This is a genomic window from Streptomyces varsoviensis, from assembly GCF_000718635.1.
In the GTDB taxonomy this organism is placed as follows: domain Bacteria; phylum Actinomycetota; class Actinomycetes; order Streptomycetales; family Streptomycetaceae; genus Streptomyces; species Streptomyces varsoviensis.
This window is the reverse complement of sequence record NZ_JOBF01000024.1, coordinates 1-17,134: the sequence shown is the minus strand read 5'-3', so window position 1 is coordinate 17,134 and position 17,134 is coordinate 1. Positions and strand designations below refer to the sequence as shown.

Sequence of the window (17,134 nt, the reverse complement as noted above, 5' to 3'; positions counted from 1 at the left end):
CGGCCGCCGGCGGCGGGCGTCACTCCTCTTCCAGCTCGGCGACCAGTTTCCGGGGCGCGATGAGCCGGTATCCGTCGACGACGAGTTCGCGCACCTCCGCCCAGTCGACCGGTACGTCGAGGTAGACGCCCACCCAGTCGCGGCCGCCGTAGGGCGGTGCGAAGAACCGGTCGGGTTCGGCGGCGGTCATCGCCTCCTTGGCTCCCGCGGGGGCCGGGACCCAGAAGCTCCGGCGCCCGGCCGGGTGCCGTTCCGAGATCTGGACCAGCGTCCGCCGCCGGATCCGCCACGCCGGCTCGCCGTGGTGGTTGGTCCCCTCGACCACCTCGGGCAGGCTCAGGCAGAGCGCGCGCAGCCGGTCCTCCGCGTCGTCCTCGGTCATCTCGCGCCCAGCCCCTTCCCCTTCGTTTTCCCCTTCGCCGGCCGGTCGCCGACGGGTAGTCAGGGACGCGGCCGTACCCGCGCTCCGGTCGCTTCCGTGCGTGCGAGTACGCACCGGTGATCAACCGTCAGTTCGATCGGGAAGTATAGGCGGCGGGCCCCGGGACCGCCCTTGTCCCGTGAAGCCTTGAACTCCGCGCGCCGCCGCACCGGCACACGGCTCCCCCTTGCCCCGAAGGCAACAAATCGCACATGAATTGGCGCTCGGCGACATTTTCGGAAAGAATTGCTATTGAGTTGTGCCCGGAGCCGGACTTGAACCGGCACGACCCGAGGGCCAGCGAGGTTTAAGCTCGCCGTGTCTGCATTCCACCATCCGGGCAGGGGCTCTCGGTCCGCGCGTACAGGGAGGCGCACGGCCCTCCCCTTGGAGAGCATTACGAGCCTAGCCCCGCGCGGCTCCCCGAACAGCGGAACGTTGGCCCGAGGTTGTCTTATTTTATTGGCAACTGAGGGAGCATCAGCACCCGGCCGACGCCAACGGCACATGCCACGGGCTGTTCCCGACCGGTCACCCTCCCGTCAGGGCCCGGAGACGGAATTGTCGCAATCTCGCCGCCCTGCCCGACCCCGCCGCGGCCCCGGGGTGTCAGGGTCATGCTCCTACCAAAGGATGACCCGCCCCCTCCGCGGTACCTCCCTGGTCTCCCAGGGAACCGGAGCAGGGTCTGATCCCCGGGCGGCTTTCGGCACGGACGATGGTGTCAGTCCCCGAAAAGCTCGTTCCGACAGGAGTTCCCCGCCGTGACCACCACCCCATTCGGCGCCCAGACCGCCGCCCGCGCCACCGCGGTGGCCGCCCGCGCCACGGATCTCACCAAGGTCTACGGACAGGGTGAGACCCAGGTGGTCGCGTTGGACGCCGTCTCCCTCGACTTCCACCAGGCGGAGTTCACCGCGATCATGGGGCCCTCCGGCTCCGGCAAGTCGACGCTGATGCACTGCATGGCCGGCCTCGACTCGGTCTCCGGCGGTTCGGCCCGGATAGGCGACACGGAGCTGACCGCCCTCAGCGACAAGAAGCTCACCCAGTTGCGACGCGACAAGATCGGCTTCATCTTCCAGGCGTTCAACCTGCTGCCCACGCTCAACGCCCTGGAGAACATCACGCTCCCCATGGACATCGCCGGCCGCAAGCCCGACAAGAAGTGGCTGGACATGGTCGTCGACACCGTCGGCCTCTCCGGGCGGCTCAAGCACCGGCCCAACCAGCTCTCCGGCGGCCAGCAGCAGCGCGTCGCCGTCGCCCGCGCCCTCGCCGGCCGCCCCGAGATCATGTTCGCCGACGAGCCGACCGGAAACCTCGACTCGCGCTCCGGCGCCGAGGTCCTCGGCTTCCTGCGGAACTCCGTGCGCGAGCTCGGCCAGACCGTCGTCATGGTCACCCACGACCCGGTCGCCGCCGGCTACGCCGACCGCGTCGTCTTCCTCGCCGACGGGCGGCTCGTCGACGAGCTGCGCGAGCCCACCGCCGACGCCGTGCTCGACCGGATGAAGCGCTTCGACGCCCGGGGCCGCACGAGCTGAGCCGGCCCCGGCCGAGCCGCCGTCCCACCCCCAGACTTCCCGCCGCTCCACCCGGACTTCCCGCCGCCCCGCCCAGAATTCCCGCCGCCCCATGCCCCGGCCCCCGCGCCCGGCCGCCCGGGGACGCGGAGCCTCCCCTCAGGACTGACCCATGTTCCGTACCGCCTTGCGCAATGTGCTCGCGCACAAGGCCAGGCTGCTGATGACCGTGCTCGCCGTCATGCTCGGCGTCGCCTTCGTCTCCGGCACCCTGGTCTTCACCTCCACCATCAGCAGCGCTCTCCAGAAGAGCTCGGAGAAGGGCTTCACCAACACCGACATCGCCATCACCCCGTCGGACTCCTCCGCCAACAACCACAACAAGGACGGCGACGGGCCCAGCGACTGGCACGAGCTGCCCCAGAGCCTGCTGAAGAAGGTCGCGAAGACGCCCGGCGTCGACCAGGTCACCGGCACCGTCAGCGGCTTCGCCGCCGTCGCCGGCAAGGACGGCGAGCTCATCGGCAACGGCTTCACCTCCGCCGGCGGCAACTACTACGCCGGCGAGAACGGCGCCGACATCCGGTACCCGCTCAAGGACGGCCGCGCGCCCCACCAGGCCGACGAGATCGCCCTCGACTCCAAGACCGCCGAGCGGGCGGGCGCCAAGGTCGGCGACACCGTGCGGATGTCCGTCGACGGGCCCGTCCTGCGACAGAAGGTCGTCGGCGTCTTCACCACCGACGACGGCAACGTCGCCGCGGGCGGCAGCCTCGCGCTCTTCGACACCCGCACCGCGCAGAAGCTCTACAGCAAGCCCGGCGAGTTCTCCGAGATCGACGTGAAGGCCGCGCCGGGCACCTCCCAGACCGCGCTGAAGAGCGCGATCGACAAGATCCTGCCCAAGACCGCCGAGTCCACCACCGGCAAGAAGCTCGCCGACGACCAGGCCAAGACGATCGCCGCCGGCATGAGCAGCATGAAGACCGGCCTGCTGGTCTTCGCGGGCATCGCGCTCTTCGTCGGCATCTTCATCATCGCCAACACCTTCACGATGCTGGTCTCGCAGCGCACCAAGGAGCTGGCGCTGATGCGCGCGGTCGGCGCGAGCCGCCGCCAGGTGACCCGCTCCGTGCTCATCGAGGCGTTCGTGGTCGGCGCGATCGCCGCCGTCACCGGCCTGCTCGCGGGCATCGGCATCGGCACCCTGCTGCGCACCCTGATGAACAGCGGCGGCGCCACCGTGCCCGACGGCCCCCTCGTCATCGAGCCCGCCACCATCGTGATCTCGCTCGTCGTCGGCATCGCGGTGACCATGCTCGCCGCCTGGCTGCCCGGCCGCCGCGCCGCGAAGATCCCGCCGATCGCCGCCATGAACAGCGTGCACGCGGTCGCCACCACCCGCTCCCTGGTCATCCGCAACACCGTCGGGGCGCTCTTCTCCGGCGCCGGCATCGCGGCCGTGCTGGGGGCCACCAGCATGGCGGGCGACAGCGGCAAGGGCGTCCTGGGCCTGGGCGCCGGGCTGCTGCTGATCGGCGTGTTCGTCCTGACCCCGCTGCTGTCCCGGCCGCTGATCGCCGCCGCCGCGCCCGTACTGCGCGCCTTCGGGATCTCCGGCAAGCTCGCCCGGCAGAACGCGGTCCGCAACCCGCGCCGCACCGCCGCGACGGCCTCCGCGCTGATGATCGGCCTGACCCTGATCACCGGCCTGACCGTCATCGCCGGCAGTGTCCAGACGGCCGTCGGCAAGATGGCCACGGACTCCCTCAAGGCCGACTACGTCGTCACCATGGCGAGCAAGCGCCCGCTCTCCCCGCAGGTCAGCAAGGACATCGCCGCCGACCCGAACGTCACCGCCGCCAGTCCGATGCGCAGCTCCGGCGCTCGCGTCAACGGCGACGACGGCTATCTGACGGGCGTCAACGGCAAGGCCCTCGGCGACCTCACCCGGCTCGACCTCGCCTCCGGCTCCCTGAACGTCGGCGGCCACAACACCGTCATGGACGAGGACTCCGCCAAGGAACACGGCCTGAGGACGGGCTCCTCCTACGTCACGACGTTCGAGGACGGCAAGAAGAGCCGGATGACGGTCGCGGGCATCTACAAGGGCAACGAGCTGATGCGCGGCATCCTCGTCGACAACGCCACCCTCGACCCGCACCAGAAGGACGCCACCGACCGGCAGGTGCTCGTCAAGACCAAGGACGGCGCGAGCAAGAGCTCCAAGGAAGCGCTGCGCAAGTCGCTCGGCGACAACCCGGCCATCCAGATCAACGACAAGCAGGACATCATCAACGAGATCGCCCAGATGGTGAACCTGATGCTGAACATGCTCTACGGGCTGCTCGCCATGGCCGTGATCGTCGCCGTGCTGGGCGTCGTCAACACCCTGGCCATGTCGGTCTTCGAGCGCTCCCAGGAGATCGGAATGCTGCGGGCCATCGGCCTGGACCGCAAGGGCATCAAGCGGATGGTGCGGCTGGAGTCGCTGGTCATCTCGGTCTTCGGCGGCGTGCTCGGCCTCGTGCTCGGCGTGTTCTTCGGCTGGGCGGCCGGCGAGCTGATCGGCACCAGCCTGGCCACGTACGAGCTGGTGCTGCCGTGGGGCCGGATGGGCATCTTCCTGCTGCTGTCCGCGCTGGTCGGCGTGTTGGCCGCGCTGTGGCCCGCTCGCCGGGCCGCCCGGCTGAACATGCTGACGGCGATCAAGGCGGAGTGACGCCGGCCCCCGCCAGGAAACGGGTCCGGCCCCGCGGTCTCCACCGCGGGGCCGGACCCGTTTCCGCTCACGCTCCCGGTCAGGCGCCCCACGTGCGCATGCGCAGCGGCGCGCCGGAGGCCCCGCTCTCCGGGGTGCGGACCGCGAGCACCTGGTTGACGCCGATGCGGTTGCGCTCGAAGGACAGCGCGGAGGCGGCCATGTAGAGCCGCCAGACGCGGGCCCGGCCGGGCGTGGTCAGCCGGACCGCTTCCTTCCAGTTGCGTTCCAGGTTGGCGACCCACTGGCGCAGCGTCAGCGCGTAGTGCTCGCGCAGCGCCTCCACGTCGCGGACCTCGAACCCGGCCTCCTCCAATTGGCCGACGGTACGGCCGACCGGGGCCAGCTCGCCGTCGGGGAAGACATAGCGGTCGATGAACTCGTCGACCTGGTAGTGCTCCTCGTCGAGCAGCGGACGGCGGGCGATCTGGTGGTTCAGCAGCCGGCCGCCCGGCTTGAGGAGGGTGTAGAGGTCGGCCGCGTACTCGGCGTAGAGCGCCGACCCGACGTGCTCTGCCATGCCGATCGAGGAGATCGCGTCGTAGGGGCCGTCGTGGATCTGCCGGTAGTCCTGCACCCGGATCTCGACGCGGTCGCTCAGCCCGGCGTCGGCGACGCGCTTGCGCCCGTACGCCGCCTGCTCCTCGGAGAGCGTGATCCCCACGGCGTGCACGCCGTACTCGCGCGCCGCGTGCAGCACCATCGAGCCCCAGCCGCAGCCGACGTCGAGCAGGCGCTGGCCGGGCTCCAGCCCGAGCTTGCGGCAGACGAGGTCGAGCTTGTCGTGCTGCGCCTGCTCCAGGGTGGCCTCCGGGGACTCCCAGTAGGCGCAGGAGTAGACCATGGAGGGCCCCAGCACCAGCTCGTAGAAGTCGTTGCCGACGTCGTAGTGGTGGCTGATGGCCTGCTTGTCGCGGCGCAGGGTGTGCAGCGGTCCGTGGCTCTTGGGGGCTTCCTCCCGCGGCGGCGCGGGCGGCAGGCCCGCCCCGGCGAGGGCGAGGAGTTCGCGGCCGGCGGCGCGCATCCGGGGGTCGCGCACGGCGGCGAGGGCGGTGGCCAGCACCGGCTGGCGCTTGGCCGGGGTGCCGCGCTCCCAGATGAGGCCGGCCATCAGGTCGAGGGCCTCGTAGAGGTCGCCCTCGACGTCGATGTCGCCGGCCACCCAGCCGCGGGCGAGGCCGAGTTCGCCCGGTTTGTAGAGCAGTCGTCGCAGGGCTCTGCGGTGGCGTATCACGAGCACGGGGGCGCCTGGCGGGCCGGCCTCGCTGTGGTCCCAGGCGCGGATACGGACCGGGAGCGGGCCGCCCAGCACCTCCTCCGCGAGCGCGGTGAGCCGTCGAGCGGCGTCGGCCATGTCGCACACCTCCGTGGTGGAGCATCAGAGACAAAGTACGTTCACTGACCACGTAAACACCGAAGGGCTTCCAACCCATCCCCGAAACGGGCCTGGAATCTGCAAAATAACCCGGCACGCCGAAGGACGCCCACCCCACGGATTCGGTGGACGTCCTTCGGTTTCGGTTGTCGCGGCCCCTCCGGCCGGGGCGGCCGGCCACCGCGTCCGCCGGGGACGGCGGAGCGGAGGGCCGGGCCTCGGAGAGCTCCGGAAGGGAAGCGGATCAGGCCAGGGTCAGGAGGCCTTGGCCTTCTCGCCCTTGGCAGCCTTGTCTGCCTCATCGGTCTTGTCGCTCTTCTCGGTCGGAGCGGCGGCCTGCGGGGCGGGCTTGGCCGCCTCGTAGAACTCCTCGCGGGGGTGCTCCATGGCGCCGAGGGAGACGACCTCGCGCTTGAGGAACATGCCGAGCGTCCAGTCGGCGAAGACGCGGATCTTGCGGTTGAACGTCGGCATCGCCATGCCGTGGTACGCGCGGTGCATGTACCAGGCGAGACGGCCCCTGAGCTTGATCTTCGTCTTGCCCATGACGATCATCGCGACGCCCTTGTGCAGGCCGAGACCGGCGACCGCACCCTTGTTGGCGTGGCTGTACTCCTTCTGCGGGAAGCCCCGCATGCCGGAGACGACGTTGTCGCCGAGGACCTTGGCCTGGCGCAGCGCGTGCTGGGCGTTCGGCGGGCACCAGGCGTTCTCGTTGCCCGCCTTGCGGCCGATGAGGTCCGGGACCTGGGCGTTGTCGCCGGCGGCCCAGATGTAGTCGGTGCCCTGCACCTGGAGGGTGGCGGCGGTGTCGACGTGGCCGCGCGGGCCGAGCGGCAGGCCGAAGCGGGACAGGGCCGGGTTGGGCTTGACGCCCGCCGTCCACACGATCGTGTTGGCGTCGACCTCAAGGTCGTTGTTGAGCACGACGTGGCCGTCGACGCAGGAGTTCATGCCGGTCTTGAGGTAGACCTCGACGCCGCGGCTCTCCAGGTGCTCCTTGCCCCAGGTGCCCAGCTTCGGGCCGACCTCGGGAAGGATCTTGTCGGCCACGTCCACCAGCAGGAAGCGCATGTCCTCGCGCTTCACGTTGGGGTAGTACTTGGCGGCGTCGCGCGCCATGTCCTCGACCTCGCCGACGGTCTCCGCGCCCGCGAAGCCGCCGCCGATGAAGACGAAGGTCAGCGCCTTGCGCCGGATCTCCTCGTCGGTCGTGGAGTCCGCCTTGTCGAGCTGCTCCAGGACGTGGTTGCGCAGGCCGATGGCCTCCTCGACGCCCTTCATACCGATGCCGTTCTCGGCGAGGCCGGGGATCGGGAAGGTGCGGGAGACGGCGCCCATGGCGATGACCAGGTAGTCGAAGGGCAGCTCGTACGCCTCGCCGACGAGCGGCGCGACGGTGGCGACCTTGCGGTCCTGGTCGATCGTGGTGACCCGGCCGGTGAGGACCTCCGCCTTGGGGAGCACGCGCCGCAGCGGCACCACCACATGACGGGGAGAGATGCTGCCGGCCGCAGCTTCAGGGAGGAAGGGCTGGTACGTCATGTACGAGCGCGGGTCGACGACCGTGACGGTCGCCTCGCCGTACCGCATCTTCTTGAGGATGCGGCGCGCCGCGTACAGGCCTACGTACCCACCGCCTACAACGAGGATCCTGGGACGCTCCGTGGTGCTCATGATTCGAGTATCCAGCACCCGCATGGCCGGGCTTCGTGAGCCCCTTCACAAGGATGCCCCACCTATCTGCTACACTTCGCCGCCACCGTGACCGACGCCATAGCCCGCCCAGGGAACCACGACCCCCCGGAACGCGTTGTTCACCCCCACTGAACTGGCATTGTGTCCAGAACCACAACTAGACCACTGCCAGATTTCACACGGACCACACACACCCGGAAACCCCCCGTAACACACCCAACACCCCCTCCCGCCCCGCCGAACCCGGCCATACCCCCCACCCCCGCCCCCGCCAGGCCCCTTTTCCTTGTGAAGAACTTCACGAACTTTCTCGCGGGGGCCACGGCGGGGCGCGCGGGAGGGGTGGGAATCGCGGCAGCTCCGGGCCGCCGGGCGGCCTGGAGCGCCAGGCGGTGGCCGCGCCGCGCGCCGTCGGCGCGACGTCTATCGCGGCATCTGAGGGCTCACCCGTCGCCGAGGGCCATGGCGAACGCTATGCCGTCGAGGATGTCGTGCTCGCTGACGACGACCTCGGCGGCGCCGGTCCGTTCCATGATCGACTGGAGTACGAGGGCGCCGGCGCCGATGACGTCGACGCGGCCCGGGTGCATGGCGGGGATGGCGGCCCGCTCGTCATGGGTGGCGGACAGGAGGGTTTCGGTGACCTCCTTGACGCGCTCGTAGGAGATCCGCGAGCGGTGGATGGCGGCGGAGTCGTACTGCTCCAGGCCGAGTTCGATCGCGGCGACCGTCGTCACGGAGCCAGCGAGCCCCACAAGGGTGCGCGGCTCGCGGATCGGAACGGTCTCCTCCGCGAGGTCGAGCGCGGCCTCGACGTCGGCCCGTATGGCCGTGACCTCCTCGGCGCTGGGCGGATCGTGCCGGATGTGCCGCTCCGACATCCGTACGCAGCCGATGTCCACGGAACGGGCGGCGCGCACCCGCTCGCCGCCGACCACGAACTCCGTCGAGCCGCCGCCGATGTCGACGACCAGGTACTCGCCGTCCCCGGCCAGTTCCTTCGTCGCCCCGGTGAAGGAGTACTCGGCCTCCTGGTCGCCGGAGATCACCTCCGGCTCGACGCCCAGGATGTCGAACACGCCCCGGACGAACTCGTCCCGGTTCTCGGCGTCCCGCGACGCCGACGTGGCCACGAAGCGGACCTTCCGCGCCCCGTGCTCCTTGATCACCGCGGCGTACTCGCGGCACGCGGCGAACGTCCGCTCCAACGCCTCGGGCGCGAGCCTGCCCGTACGGTCCACACCCTGGCCGAGGCGGACGATCGTCATCCGGCGGTCGAGGTCGACCAGCTCGCCCGTGGCCGGGTCGACGTCCGCGACCAGCAGCCGGATGGAGTTCGTGCCGCAGTCGACGGCGGCGACGCGCGTCACTTGGCGCCTCCCTCGGAGGACGCCGTGTCTCCCTCGGAGCGCGCCGCGTCTCCCCCGGAAGACACCGCGTCTCCCCCGGAGGACGCCGCGTCCTCGGCCCGGCCGGCGTCGGCCGACTGGCACGGCGTGACGCACGGCCCCTTGCGCCACCACTCCGGCAGCATCGCGATGGCCTCGTCGCCGAGCGGATTGACGCCCGGCCCCGCCGCCAGCGAGTGGCCGACGAGTACGTGCAGGCACTTCACGCGGTCCGGCATGCCGCCCGCGCTCGGAAAGCCTTCGAGCACCTCGATGGCGTCGCGGCGGGTGATGTAGTCCTCGTGCGCGGCGCGGTACGCGGCGGCCAGCTCCGGGTCGGTGCCCAGCCGGGCCGTCATCGTCTTCATCACGCCGTCCGCCTCCAGCGTCCCGATCGCGGAGGCCGCGCGGGGGCAGGTCAGGTAGTAGAGCGTCGGGAACGGCGTGCCGTCCTCCAGGCGCGGCGCGGTCTCGACCACGTCGGGGTTGCCGCAGGGGCAGCGGTGCGCGATGGAGCGCAGGCCGCGCGGGGGGCGGCCCAACTGCTCCTTGAACGCGGCGATGTCCGCGTCCGTCGGGGTCGTGGGCTCGGTCTTCGGAGGAGGGGTGTCCATGGGCTCGCTCGTACTCGGTCTTCCGGGGGCTTCTCGGGATTCGCCGGGGCTTGTTCGGGCTTCTTCGGGCTTCTTCAGTGGCTTCGTCGGGACTTCTTCGGGGCTTCGTCGGGACTTCTCCGGGACTGGAGGCTCCCGATCGTACGGGCGGCGCCGGGGCCGGGCCGGACTCCGGGTCGTAGGCGCCGGGTCGTACGCATCGGGTCGTACGTGCTGAGCCGTACGCGCCGGGTCGTGCGCGCCGGATCGTACGCACCAGGGCAGCCGGGCCAGGGGCGGCTGGGGCGGAGGCCGGGCCCGTACGGCCCCCGGCACCCCGCAGGGCGTCCGTCTCAGTGCCGGTCGTCGGCCTTGTCCACCCCGTCCCACAGGTTGGTGGACCAGGAGCGGCCCGCGCCGCCCTGATCCTTGGGGCGCTCGGCGTCGAGACCGCCGCCCACCACGCTGTAGCCGGTCTCCCCCGGCCGTACGTAGTGCAGGTGCTCGCGCGCCTGCTGCTCGATGTAGGCCGGGTCCTTCAGCCGCGCCTTCTCCTCGCGCAGCCGCTTGACCTCCTCGCGCGCCTCCCGTGACTGCCGCTGCTGGTCGCCGATGTCCGAGCGCTGGGTGATGAACTGCCGCATCGGGTAGGCGAGGGCGACGACCAGCGAGCAGACGACGAGGGCGAGCAGCGCGGCCCGGCCCGTGAGGCGGTTGCGGCGGACGGGCCGGGTCCGGTACACGCGGGCCGCGGCCTGCTCGCCGAGCGCCTTGAGCCTGGTCGCGGTGGAGAACCGATCCGCCGGCACTGCCGCCTCCCCTGTCTCGTCGCCCTCGTCGCCCGTATCCCCGCGCCGCCCGTGCGACCCGCGTACGTACACGTCCCCGGCAACGGTACGGGACCGTCGCCGGGGACGCTTCGCTTACGCGCTCGGCCGTGTTCCGCGGGCTCGCGGACCGGCGGGGTCAGCCCTTGAAGCGCGGGAACGCCGAGCGGCCGGCGTAGACCGCGGCGTCGTCGAGGATCTCCTCGATGCGCAGGAGCTGGTTGTACTTGGCGACGCGCTCGGAACGGGCCGGGGCGCCGGTCTTGATCTGGCCGCAGTTGGTGGCGACGGCCAGGTCCGCGATGGTGACGTCCTCGGTCTCGCCGGAGCGGTGGGACATCATGCACTTGAAGCCGTTGCGCTGGGCCAGCTCGACGGCGTCGAGGGTCTCGGTCAGCGAACCGATCTGGTTGACCTTGACCAGCAGCGCGTTGGCGGCGCCCTCCTCGATGCCGCGGCCGAGGCGCTCCGGGTTGGTGACGAACAGGTCGTCGCCGACGATCTGGACCTTCTCGCCCAGCTTGTCGGTGAGGACCTTCCAGCCCGACCAGTCGTCCTCGAACAGCGGGTCCTCGATGGAGACCAGCGGGTACGCGGCGACGAGCTCCTCGTAGTACTCCGTCATCTGCGCGGCGGAGCGCTCCTGGCCCTCGAAGGCGTAGACGCCGTCCTTGTAGAACTCGGAGGCGGCGACGTCGAGCGCGAGCGCGATGTCCTGGCCGGGCGCGTAACCGGCCTGCTTGATGGCCTCGACGATCAGGTCGAGCGCCTCGCGGTTCGAGCCCAGGTTCGGGGCGAAGCCGCCCTCGTCGCCGAGGCCGGTGGACAGGCCGCGCTCCTTCAGGACGGCCTTGAGCGTGTGGTACACCTCGGCGCCCCAGCGCAGCGCCTCGGAGAAGGACTCCGCGCCGATCGGCGCGATCATGAACTCCTGAATGTCCACGTTGGAGTCGGCGTGCGAGCCGCCGTTGAGGATGTTCATCATCGGCACCGGGAGCAGGTGCGCGTTCGGGCCGCCGAGGTAGCGGAAGAGCGGCAGGTCCGACGCCTCGGAGGCGGCGTGCGCGACGGCGAGGGAGACGCCGAGGATGGCGTTGGCGCCGAGCGAGGACTTGTCCGCGGTGGCGTCCAGGTCGAACATCGCCTGGTCGATCAGGCGCTGCTCGGTGGCGTCGTAGCCGACGAGCTCCGGGCCGATCTGCTCGATGACGGCGAGGACGGCCTTCTCGACGCCCTTGCCCTGGTAGCGGTTGCGGTCGCCGTCGCGCAGCTCCAGGGCCTCGAAGGCACCGGTGGAGGCGCCGGACGGCACGGCGGCACGGCCCGTGGAGCCGTCGTCGAGGCCGACCTCGACCTCGACCGTGGGGTTGCCTCGCGAGTCGAGGATCTCGCGAGCTACGACGACGTCGATGGACGGCACGAGTGTCTCCTTCATGGGGTGACTGGTTTCTGCACCCCGAGCCTAACGGGCCGGGGGGCCTCCGCCCGCGCGCAGCCCGGACTCTGGGCGGAAATATGGGTTAAAGAGCCAGATCAGCGGACGAATGGCGGTCGTTTTCGCCCCACGGGGAACGGGGGCGGGAACTGGACATGACAGAGGCGCCACGAACCGACGCCCCGTCATACGCGACACGAGCCGCCCCTCCGTCCTACGCGGCAGGCGGCGCCGCCCCGCGCGTACGCCCCCGGACATGCGAGTGCCCCGCTCCGGCGCGATCGGGGGGGATAGCGCGCCGCAGCGGGGCGGTCTCTCATGAGCGGAGAGACGGGGACGGTGATGAAGCCGTCCCGGGGAGCCGGATCAGCTCAGGTGGAGCTGCTGACCCGGGTAGATCAGGTTGGCGTCGGAGACGATGCCCTTGTTCAGGTTGTACAGCTTCTGCCAGCCGCCCTTGACGCCGTGCTCCTTGGCGATCTTGCCGAGGGTGTCGCCGGACTTGACCTTGTACTCGCCGTCGCCCTTCTGGATGGACTTCGGCGCGACGGGCTGCGGCGCGGCCTTGGGCGCGGCCTGCTTGGGGGCCTGCTTCTTCGGCGCGTAGTGCTTCGGGGCCTGCTGCTTCGGCGCGGCCTGGCGCTGGCTGCGGTCGGCGTGCTGCGAGCCGCTGCTGTGCGAGGAACCGCCGGTGCTGACGTTGGCGGAGGGGCCGCCCGCGGACAGGTTGCCCGCGCCGGCGCAGGACCAGGCGCCCGGGCCCTGCATGGCGAGCAGCTTCTCGGCGGTGGCGATCTGCTGGCCCTTGGTGGCCAGGTCGGCGCGCGGGGCGTACTTGGTGCCGCCGGCCGCGGCCCAGCTCGAATTGTTGAACTGCAGGCCGCCGTAGTAGCCGTTGCCGGTGTTGATCGACCAGTTGCCGCCGGACTCGCACTGCGCGACCTTGTCCCAGGTGGAGACGGAGGCGGCGGAGGCGGAGGTGGCGCCCATCAGCGGGACGGCAACCGCGGCACCGGCGACGCCGGCGAGCGTGGCGACGCGGACGGCCTTGGACGGACGGCGGTGCTTGCCCTTGGAGATAAGCATGTTGGTTTCCTCACCGACGCCTACGAGGTGAGCTGTCGGGTTCGGGCTGTGAGCTGCCCGGCCTCGTGTGCCGGAGCACACGGGGCTTCACCCCTAGCCGTTCCGGTCCGTCGATGTCGACGGGCCGTTCCGGCGGCCTACCTTGGTTCCCCCGCTCCTGCCTACGGCGCTTTCGCGACGATTCCAGCGACCGCCGGCAGGATTCGGCGTGGCGATCGTGGTGCTCACGGTGGTGAGCGGTGAAGACGTTAAACACACTGCCCAGGAGGGTTCAAACCCCCCCTCCTGGCGGCAGTTGCCCCTCCTTACCCACAGAAACAGCGCATTTCCGCAGGTGAGAGACGGTAGGGAGAGATCGGACAACGGGAGATCACGAGACTGTCAACGAGACCCATGTCTCACTTTCCCTCGGAACGGACATACCGCCCGTACCGTCGCTCTCACTTCCCGAGATCAAGTTTCTGACCAGGGAAAATGAGATCCGGGTCGCTTCCTACGGTGCCGTGGTTGCGTTCGTAGAGCGTGGTCCACCCGCCGGAGACGGAGTGCTCCTCCGCGATCACTGACAGGCTGTCGCCCGACCGCACCGTGTAGTCGTGGGCGGCCTGTTGGGACGTACGGGACGCATCTCCGCTCCGCGCCTCCCCGCCCCGCGAGGCATGCCGCCCGCCGCCGCTCCGCCCGGTGCCGCTGTCGCCGCCCTGCGCGGAACCGGAGCCTCCGCTCCCGCCGCTCTCCCCACTCCCCTGAGCCCCAGTAGCTCCTGAGGCTCCTGTGGTTCCCGTGCCCCCGGTGGACTCTCCAGTCCCCTTACTTCCGCGCTCCCCCTCATCCGCGCTGCCGCGGTGCCGGCCCCCACCGGACGCCGAGGAGCCCGTGACGGGGTCTGTGGGGTCGCTGGAGGGGCTCCCACCGGCCGCGGGACTCTCGGCCGAGCCGGAGCCGTGGGCACCGCCAGAGCCGTTGGAGCCTGGGCTCTTGTTGCCGGTGCCCTCCTGGCCGGACGTGGCGCTCGACCCGCCCCTGCCGGGGTCGCCCTTTCCGGAGTTCTCCTTCCCGGACTCGCCCTTCTTCGCATCCGACTTCGAACCCGTCTCCGAACCCGTCTCCGAATCTGACTTCGGACCTGACTTCGGATCGGACTTCGAATCCGTCGTACGGTCGCGATCCGACGGTCTCTGGGACGGCTCGGCGGAGTGCGAGGGCGTGGGCGACTGGGAGGAGGACCCCGAGGGCGGGGCCTGTGTACTGCCCGGGTCGACGCCCGGGGCCGCGCTGCCGCGCGTGAGGCCCGAACTGACCGCACACCCCGACCAGGTATTGGTGCCCTGACCGTCCAGGATCTTCTGGGCCACGGCTATCTGCTGGCTTCGGCTGGCCAGGTCGGGCCGCGGCGCGTACGCCCGCCCCCCGTACAGGTCCCACGTCTGCTGCGAGATCTGGAGCCCGCCGTAGAAGTCGTTGCCGGTGTTGGCGCTCCACGTCCCGCCGCTCTCGCACTGGGCGACGCGGTCCCAGGTGGCGGTGTCCGCCGCGTTCGCACCGGTGGCCGCGAGCAGCGGCATGGCGATCCCGGCGCCCGTCACCCCCGCCGCTACGACGATGGCCGGTACCTGACGGGGGCGGCGGTGTCGACCGTTCCCGGTGCGCATGCGGTTGCCTCTCGTGTGGCGGCTGAGTTGTCGGTTGAAGATAGCGACGCGCCCAGGCAGTCACAAGCCGATGTAGCCGAGGTCACGTGCAGGTCACGTAGCTTGACTCTTCGTCACTTCTGGCCGTGAACTCCACAGGCAGCGTGCGCAGTCCGCGCATGATGAGGCCGCCGCGCCACCGCAACTCCTCCGGTTGTGCCGCGAGGCGCAGGTCGGGCAGGCGGCGCAGCAGCGTCGCGAGGGCGGCCCGGCCCTCCAGCCGGGCGAGCGGCGCGCCGATGCAGTAGTGGATGCCGTGCCCGTACCCGAGGTGCTGATTGTCACCGCGCGACAGATCGAGGGTGTCCGGGTCGGCGAACCGCTCCGGGTCGCGGTCGGCGGCCGCCAGCACGACGAGCACGGGGTCGCCCGTGCCGATCCGCTGCCCACCCAGGGTGATCGGCTCGGTGGCGAACCGCCAGGTCGCCAGCTCCACCGGCCCGTCGTACCGCAGCAGCTCCTCGATGCCGGTGGTGAGCAGCGTCTCGTCCCCCGCCGCCAGGGCCCGCTGCAACCGCTCCCGCTGGCCGGGATTGCGCAGCAGCGCGTACGTACCGTTGCCGATCAGGTTGATGGTCGTCTCGAAACCGGCGAACAGGAGCACGAAGCACATCGCCACGACCTCTTCCTCGGTGAGGTGCTCGCCGTGGTCGGAGGCGCGGACGAGACCGGAGATCAGATCGTCGCCGTCGCCCAGCCGCTTCCGGTGGATGAGGTCCGCGAGATACCCGCGGATCTTCTTCACCGCCCTGGCGACCCCGCCGCGCGGCCCCTGCCCGTGCCGGATCATCATGCCGGCCCAGTCCCTGAGGTCGTCCTGGTCCTCGCGGGGGACTCCCAGCAGATCGCAGATCGCGTAGATGGGGAGCGGAAAGGCGAACTCGTGGATGAGGTCCGCCGTCCCCTTCTCACAGAAGCCGTCGATGAGGCCGTCCGTCAGCTCTTGTACGCGCGGCGCGAACTCCGCCACCCGGCGCGGCGTGAACGCCTTCGAGACCAGCCGCCGCAGCCGCGTGTGGTCCGGCGGGTCGATGTTCAGCAGATGCGTCATCAGGTTGGCACTGCGCTCCCCCGGAATGCCGATCTTGCCCTTCCCGTGCGCGGCCTCGGAGTGGTGCACGGGGTTCTTCGACAACCGCCCGTCGGCCAGCGCCTGCCGCGCGTCCGCGTACCGCGTCACCAGCCATGCCTCGACCCCGCTGGGCAGCTCGGTACGCCGCACCGGCGCGTTCTCCCGCAGCCACGCGTACGCGGGATAGGGATCAGCGGCGAACTCCCACCCGAACAACGCGGGAACGGGCCCAGAACCTTCGACCGCCTCTCCCGCCTCTACCGCCTCGTCCGCCCCACGCGTGGCGGGGCCGGCCGGCGCGGCTGGGGCGGAGACGGGAGCGTCGACTGGCGCGGAGGCGGAGGCGTCGACTGACCCGGAGGCGGAGGCGTCGACTGGCGCGGAGGCGGAGGCGTCGGCTGGCGCGGGGCCGTCGGCTGGCATGGCGGCGTTCTTGTCGTGCACCCCACGACGCTATAGGAGCGCGCCCGCTCCCTGGGCCCCGCCCGAGGACCGGCGCCCGACCCGCCAGGACCGGCCTGAGGTGTTGCCTACGTATGCCCGCCGCCTCCGCTGCCGAAGCCGCCGCTTCCCCCTTCGTTCCACTTACGCGGCTTCTGCTCCGGGTCGCTGTGGCTGTCCGGGTCCGTCAGCTCGTGCGGCAGATAGCGGTGCCCGTCCGGAGCCAGCTCATCAGAGGCCCGCCCCTCCTTGACGTAACCGAGCGCGTCCCGCTCCCCATCATGGCCGGGACCATGATCAGAAGGTACGGGCCCGCTCTGCTCCTCCGGCGTCTGCCACGAACCAGCACGCTCCTGCGGCTCCTGCGGCGGCGCGGGCTCACGCTCCCGCCGCCTGCGCCCGTAAGCGACGGCCCCGATCAACAGGGCCACGACGACGATCCCGACGGCCAGCGGAGCGATACCGCCCCGCAACCCGTTGTCGGCGGCGAGATAGAAAATCTCTGAGTGCATGGCACTGGGGTACCCCCCGATCGCCCAGACATGTCGCCCCCTACGCCGAACGGGTGTACGGACGTCCGAGTGAACCACCCCCCCCAAAGCCCCACCCCCAAACCGACACCACCCCCGCCCCCGACCAGAACGGGGGCCGACCCCAGACGCCAAACCGGCCCCGGTCGGCAAGGTCTCGCTCGGGGCGGGGCCCCGACCGAGGGGGTGGCCCAGTCGGGTGGGGGCCCGGTCGGGCCGGGGCTCAGCCGGGGCGGGTGCCGGGTGGGCCCGCGGGGCTCAGTCGGGCGGGATCTCGCTCGGGCCGGGGC

Annotated in this window: 13 protein-coding genes, 1 tRNA gene and 1 riboswitch; of the genes, 2 read left to right on the top strand and 12 right to left on the bottom strand. The window is 70.9% G+C overall.

Features of this window, described 5'->3' with window-relative positions:
• Nucleotides 1–19 precede the first annotated feature (19 nt).
• Together IF55_RS28360 and IF55_RS28355 are read right to left on the bottom strand one after the other, a co-directional pair.
• Nucleotides 20–382: an MmcQ/YjbR family DNA-binding protein gene (locus IF55_RS28360; protein ID WP_030892043.1), complete on the bottom strand. Its 363-nt coding sequence runs from the start codon at nt 380–382 to the stop codon at nt 20–22.
• Between the two features lie 299 nt (nt 383–681).
• A tRNA-Leu gene (locus IF55_RS28355) sits at nt 682–763 on the bottom strand.
• A gap of 422 nt (nt 764–1,185) precedes the next feature.
• Here IF55_RS28355 and IF55_RS28350 point away from each other — a divergent pair.
• Together IF55_RS28350 and IF55_RS28345 are read left to right on the top strand one after the other, a co-directional pair.
• Nucleotides 1,186–1,968, top strand: coding sequence for an ABC transporter ATP-binding protein (locus IF55_RS28350; RefSeq protein ID WP_030892046.1), 783 nt, complete (start codon nt 1,186–1,188; stop codon nt 1,966–1,968).
• 151 nt (nt 1,969–2,119) lie between these two features.
• On the top strand, nt 2,120–4,669 hold the full coding sequence (locus IF55_RS28345; protein ID WP_030892049.1) for an ABC transporter permease: 2,550 nt from the start codon (nt 2,120–2,122) through the stop codon (nt 4,667–4,669).
• Between the two features lie 79 nt (nt 4,670–4,748).
• On the opposite strand, the gene IF55_RS28340 is transcribed toward IF55_RS28345, so the two are convergent.
• The 10 genes from IF55_RS28340 to IF55_RS28295 all read right to left on the bottom strand — a co-directional run bounded on the left by IF55_RS28340 (nt 4,749) and on the right by IF55_RS28295 (nt 16,826).
• On the bottom strand, nt 4,749–6,062 hold the full coding sequence (locus IF55_RS28340; RefSeq protein WP_030892050.1) for an SAM-dependent methyltransferase: 1,314 nt from the start codon (nt 6,060–6,062) through the stop codon (nt 4,749–4,751).
• Nucleotides 6,063–6,338: 276 nt separating this feature from the next.
• On the bottom strand, nt 6,339–7,760 hold the full coding sequence (locus IF55_RS28335; protein ID WP_030892053.1) for an NAD(P)/FAD-dependent oxidoreductase: 1,422 nt from the start codon (nt 7,758–7,760) through the stop codon (nt 6,339–6,341).
• Between the two features lie 464 nt (nt 7,761–8,224).
• Nucleotides 8,225–9,151 (bottom strand): Ppx/GppA phosphatase family protein, encoded by a 927-nt coding sequence (locus tag IF55_RS28330; protein ID WP_030892057.1) that lies wholly within the window; start codon nt 9,149–9,151, stop codon nt 8,225–8,227.
• On the bottom strand, nt 9,148–9,783 hold the full coding sequence (locus tag IF55_RS28325; RefSeq protein WP_169767281.1) for a DUF501 domain-containing protein: 636 nt from the start codon (nt 9,781–9,783) through the stop codon (nt 9,148–9,150). Before IF55_RS28325 ends, IF55_RS28330 begins: the two co-directional genes overlap by 4 nt.
• Before the next feature lie 332 nt (nt 9,784–10,115).
• Nucleotides 10,116–10,571, bottom strand: a complete 456-nt coding sequence (locus IF55_RS28320; RefSeq protein WP_030892063.1) for an FtsB family cell division protein — start codon at nt 10,569–10,571, stop codon at nt 10,116–10,118.
• 157 nt (nt 10,572–10,728) lie between these two features.
• Nucleotides 10,729–12,009: a phosphopyruvate hydratase gene (gene eno / locus IF55_RS28315; protein ID WP_030892065.1), complete on the bottom strand. Its 1,281-nt coding sequence runs from the start codon at nt 12,007–12,009 to the stop codon at nt 10,729–10,731.
• A 381-nt stretch (nt 12,010–12,390) separates the two neighbouring features.
• Nucleotides 12,391–13,110, bottom strand: a complete 720-nt coding sequence (locus IF55_RS28310; protein ID WP_030892070.1) for a LysM peptidoglycan-binding domain-containing protein — start codon at nt 13,108–13,110, stop codon at nt 12,391–12,393.
• Between the two features lie 2 nt (nt 13,111–13,112).
• Nucleotides 13,113–13,289, bottom strand: a riboswitch (cyclic di-AMP (ydaO/yuaA leader).
• A 261-nt stretch (nt 13,290–13,550) separates the two neighbouring features.
• A complete protein-coding gene (locus IF55_RS41265) occupies nt 13,551–14,762 on the bottom strand; it encodes a LysM peptidoglycan-binding domain-containing protein (RefSeq protein ID WP_078645372.1) in 1,212 nt (403 codons plus the stop codon).
• 82 nt (nt 14,763–14,844) lie between these two features.
• A complete protein-coding gene (locus tag IF55_RS28300; RefSeq protein WP_078645415.1) occupies nt 14,845–16,296 on the bottom strand; it encodes a cytochrome P450 family protein in 1,452 nt (483 codons plus the stop codon).
• A gap of 107 nt (nt 16,297–16,403) precedes the next feature.
• Nucleotides 16,404–16,826: a DUF6479 family protein gene (locus tag IF55_RS28295; RefSeq protein ID WP_030892080.1), complete on the bottom strand. Its 423-nt coding sequence runs from the start codon at nt 16,824–16,826 to the stop codon at nt 16,404–16,406.
• Between the last annotated feature and the right edge of the window lie 308 nt (nt 16,827–17,134).

Excerpts from the sequence above, each read along its gene's own strand:
- IF55_RS28340 (WP_030892050.1), bottom strand. The coding sequence starts at position 6,062 with ATGGCCGACGCCGCTCGACGGCTCACCGCGCTCGCGGAGGAGGTGCTG.
- IF55_RS28360 (WP_030892043.1), bottom strand. The coding sequence starts at position 382 with ATGACCGAGGACGACGCGGAGGACCGGCTGCGCGCGCTCTGCCTGAGC.
- IF55_RS28325 (WP_169767281.1), bottom strand. The coding sequence starts at position 9,783 with ATGGACACCCCTCCTCCGAAGACCGAGCCCACGACCCCGACGGACGCG.
- IF55_RS28310 (WP_030892070.1), bottom strand. The coding sequence starts at position 13,110 with ATGCTTATCTCCAAGGGCAAGCACCGCCGTCCGTCCAAGGCCGTCCGC.
- IF55_RS28335 (WP_030892053.1), bottom strand. The coding sequence starts at position 7,760 with ATGAGCACCACGGAGCGTCCCAGGATCCTCGTTGTAGGCGGTGGGTAC.
- IF55_RS41265 (WP_078645372.1), bottom strand. The coding sequence starts at position 14,762 with ATGCGCACCGGGAACGGTCGACACCGCCGCCCCCGTCAGGTACCGGCC.
- IF55_RS28295 (WP_030892080.1), bottom strand. The coding sequence starts at position 16,826 with ATGCACTCAGAGATTTTCTATCTCGCCGCCGACAACGGGTTGCGGGGC.
- IF55_RS28345 (WP_030892049.1), top strand. The coding sequence starts at position 2,120 with ATGTTCCGTACCGCCTTGCGCAATGTGCTCGCGCACAAGGCCAGGCTG.
- IF55_RS28300 (WP_078645415.1), bottom strand. The coding sequence starts at position 16,296 with ATGCCAGCCGACGGCCCCGCGCCAGCCGACGCCTCCGCCTCCGCGCCA.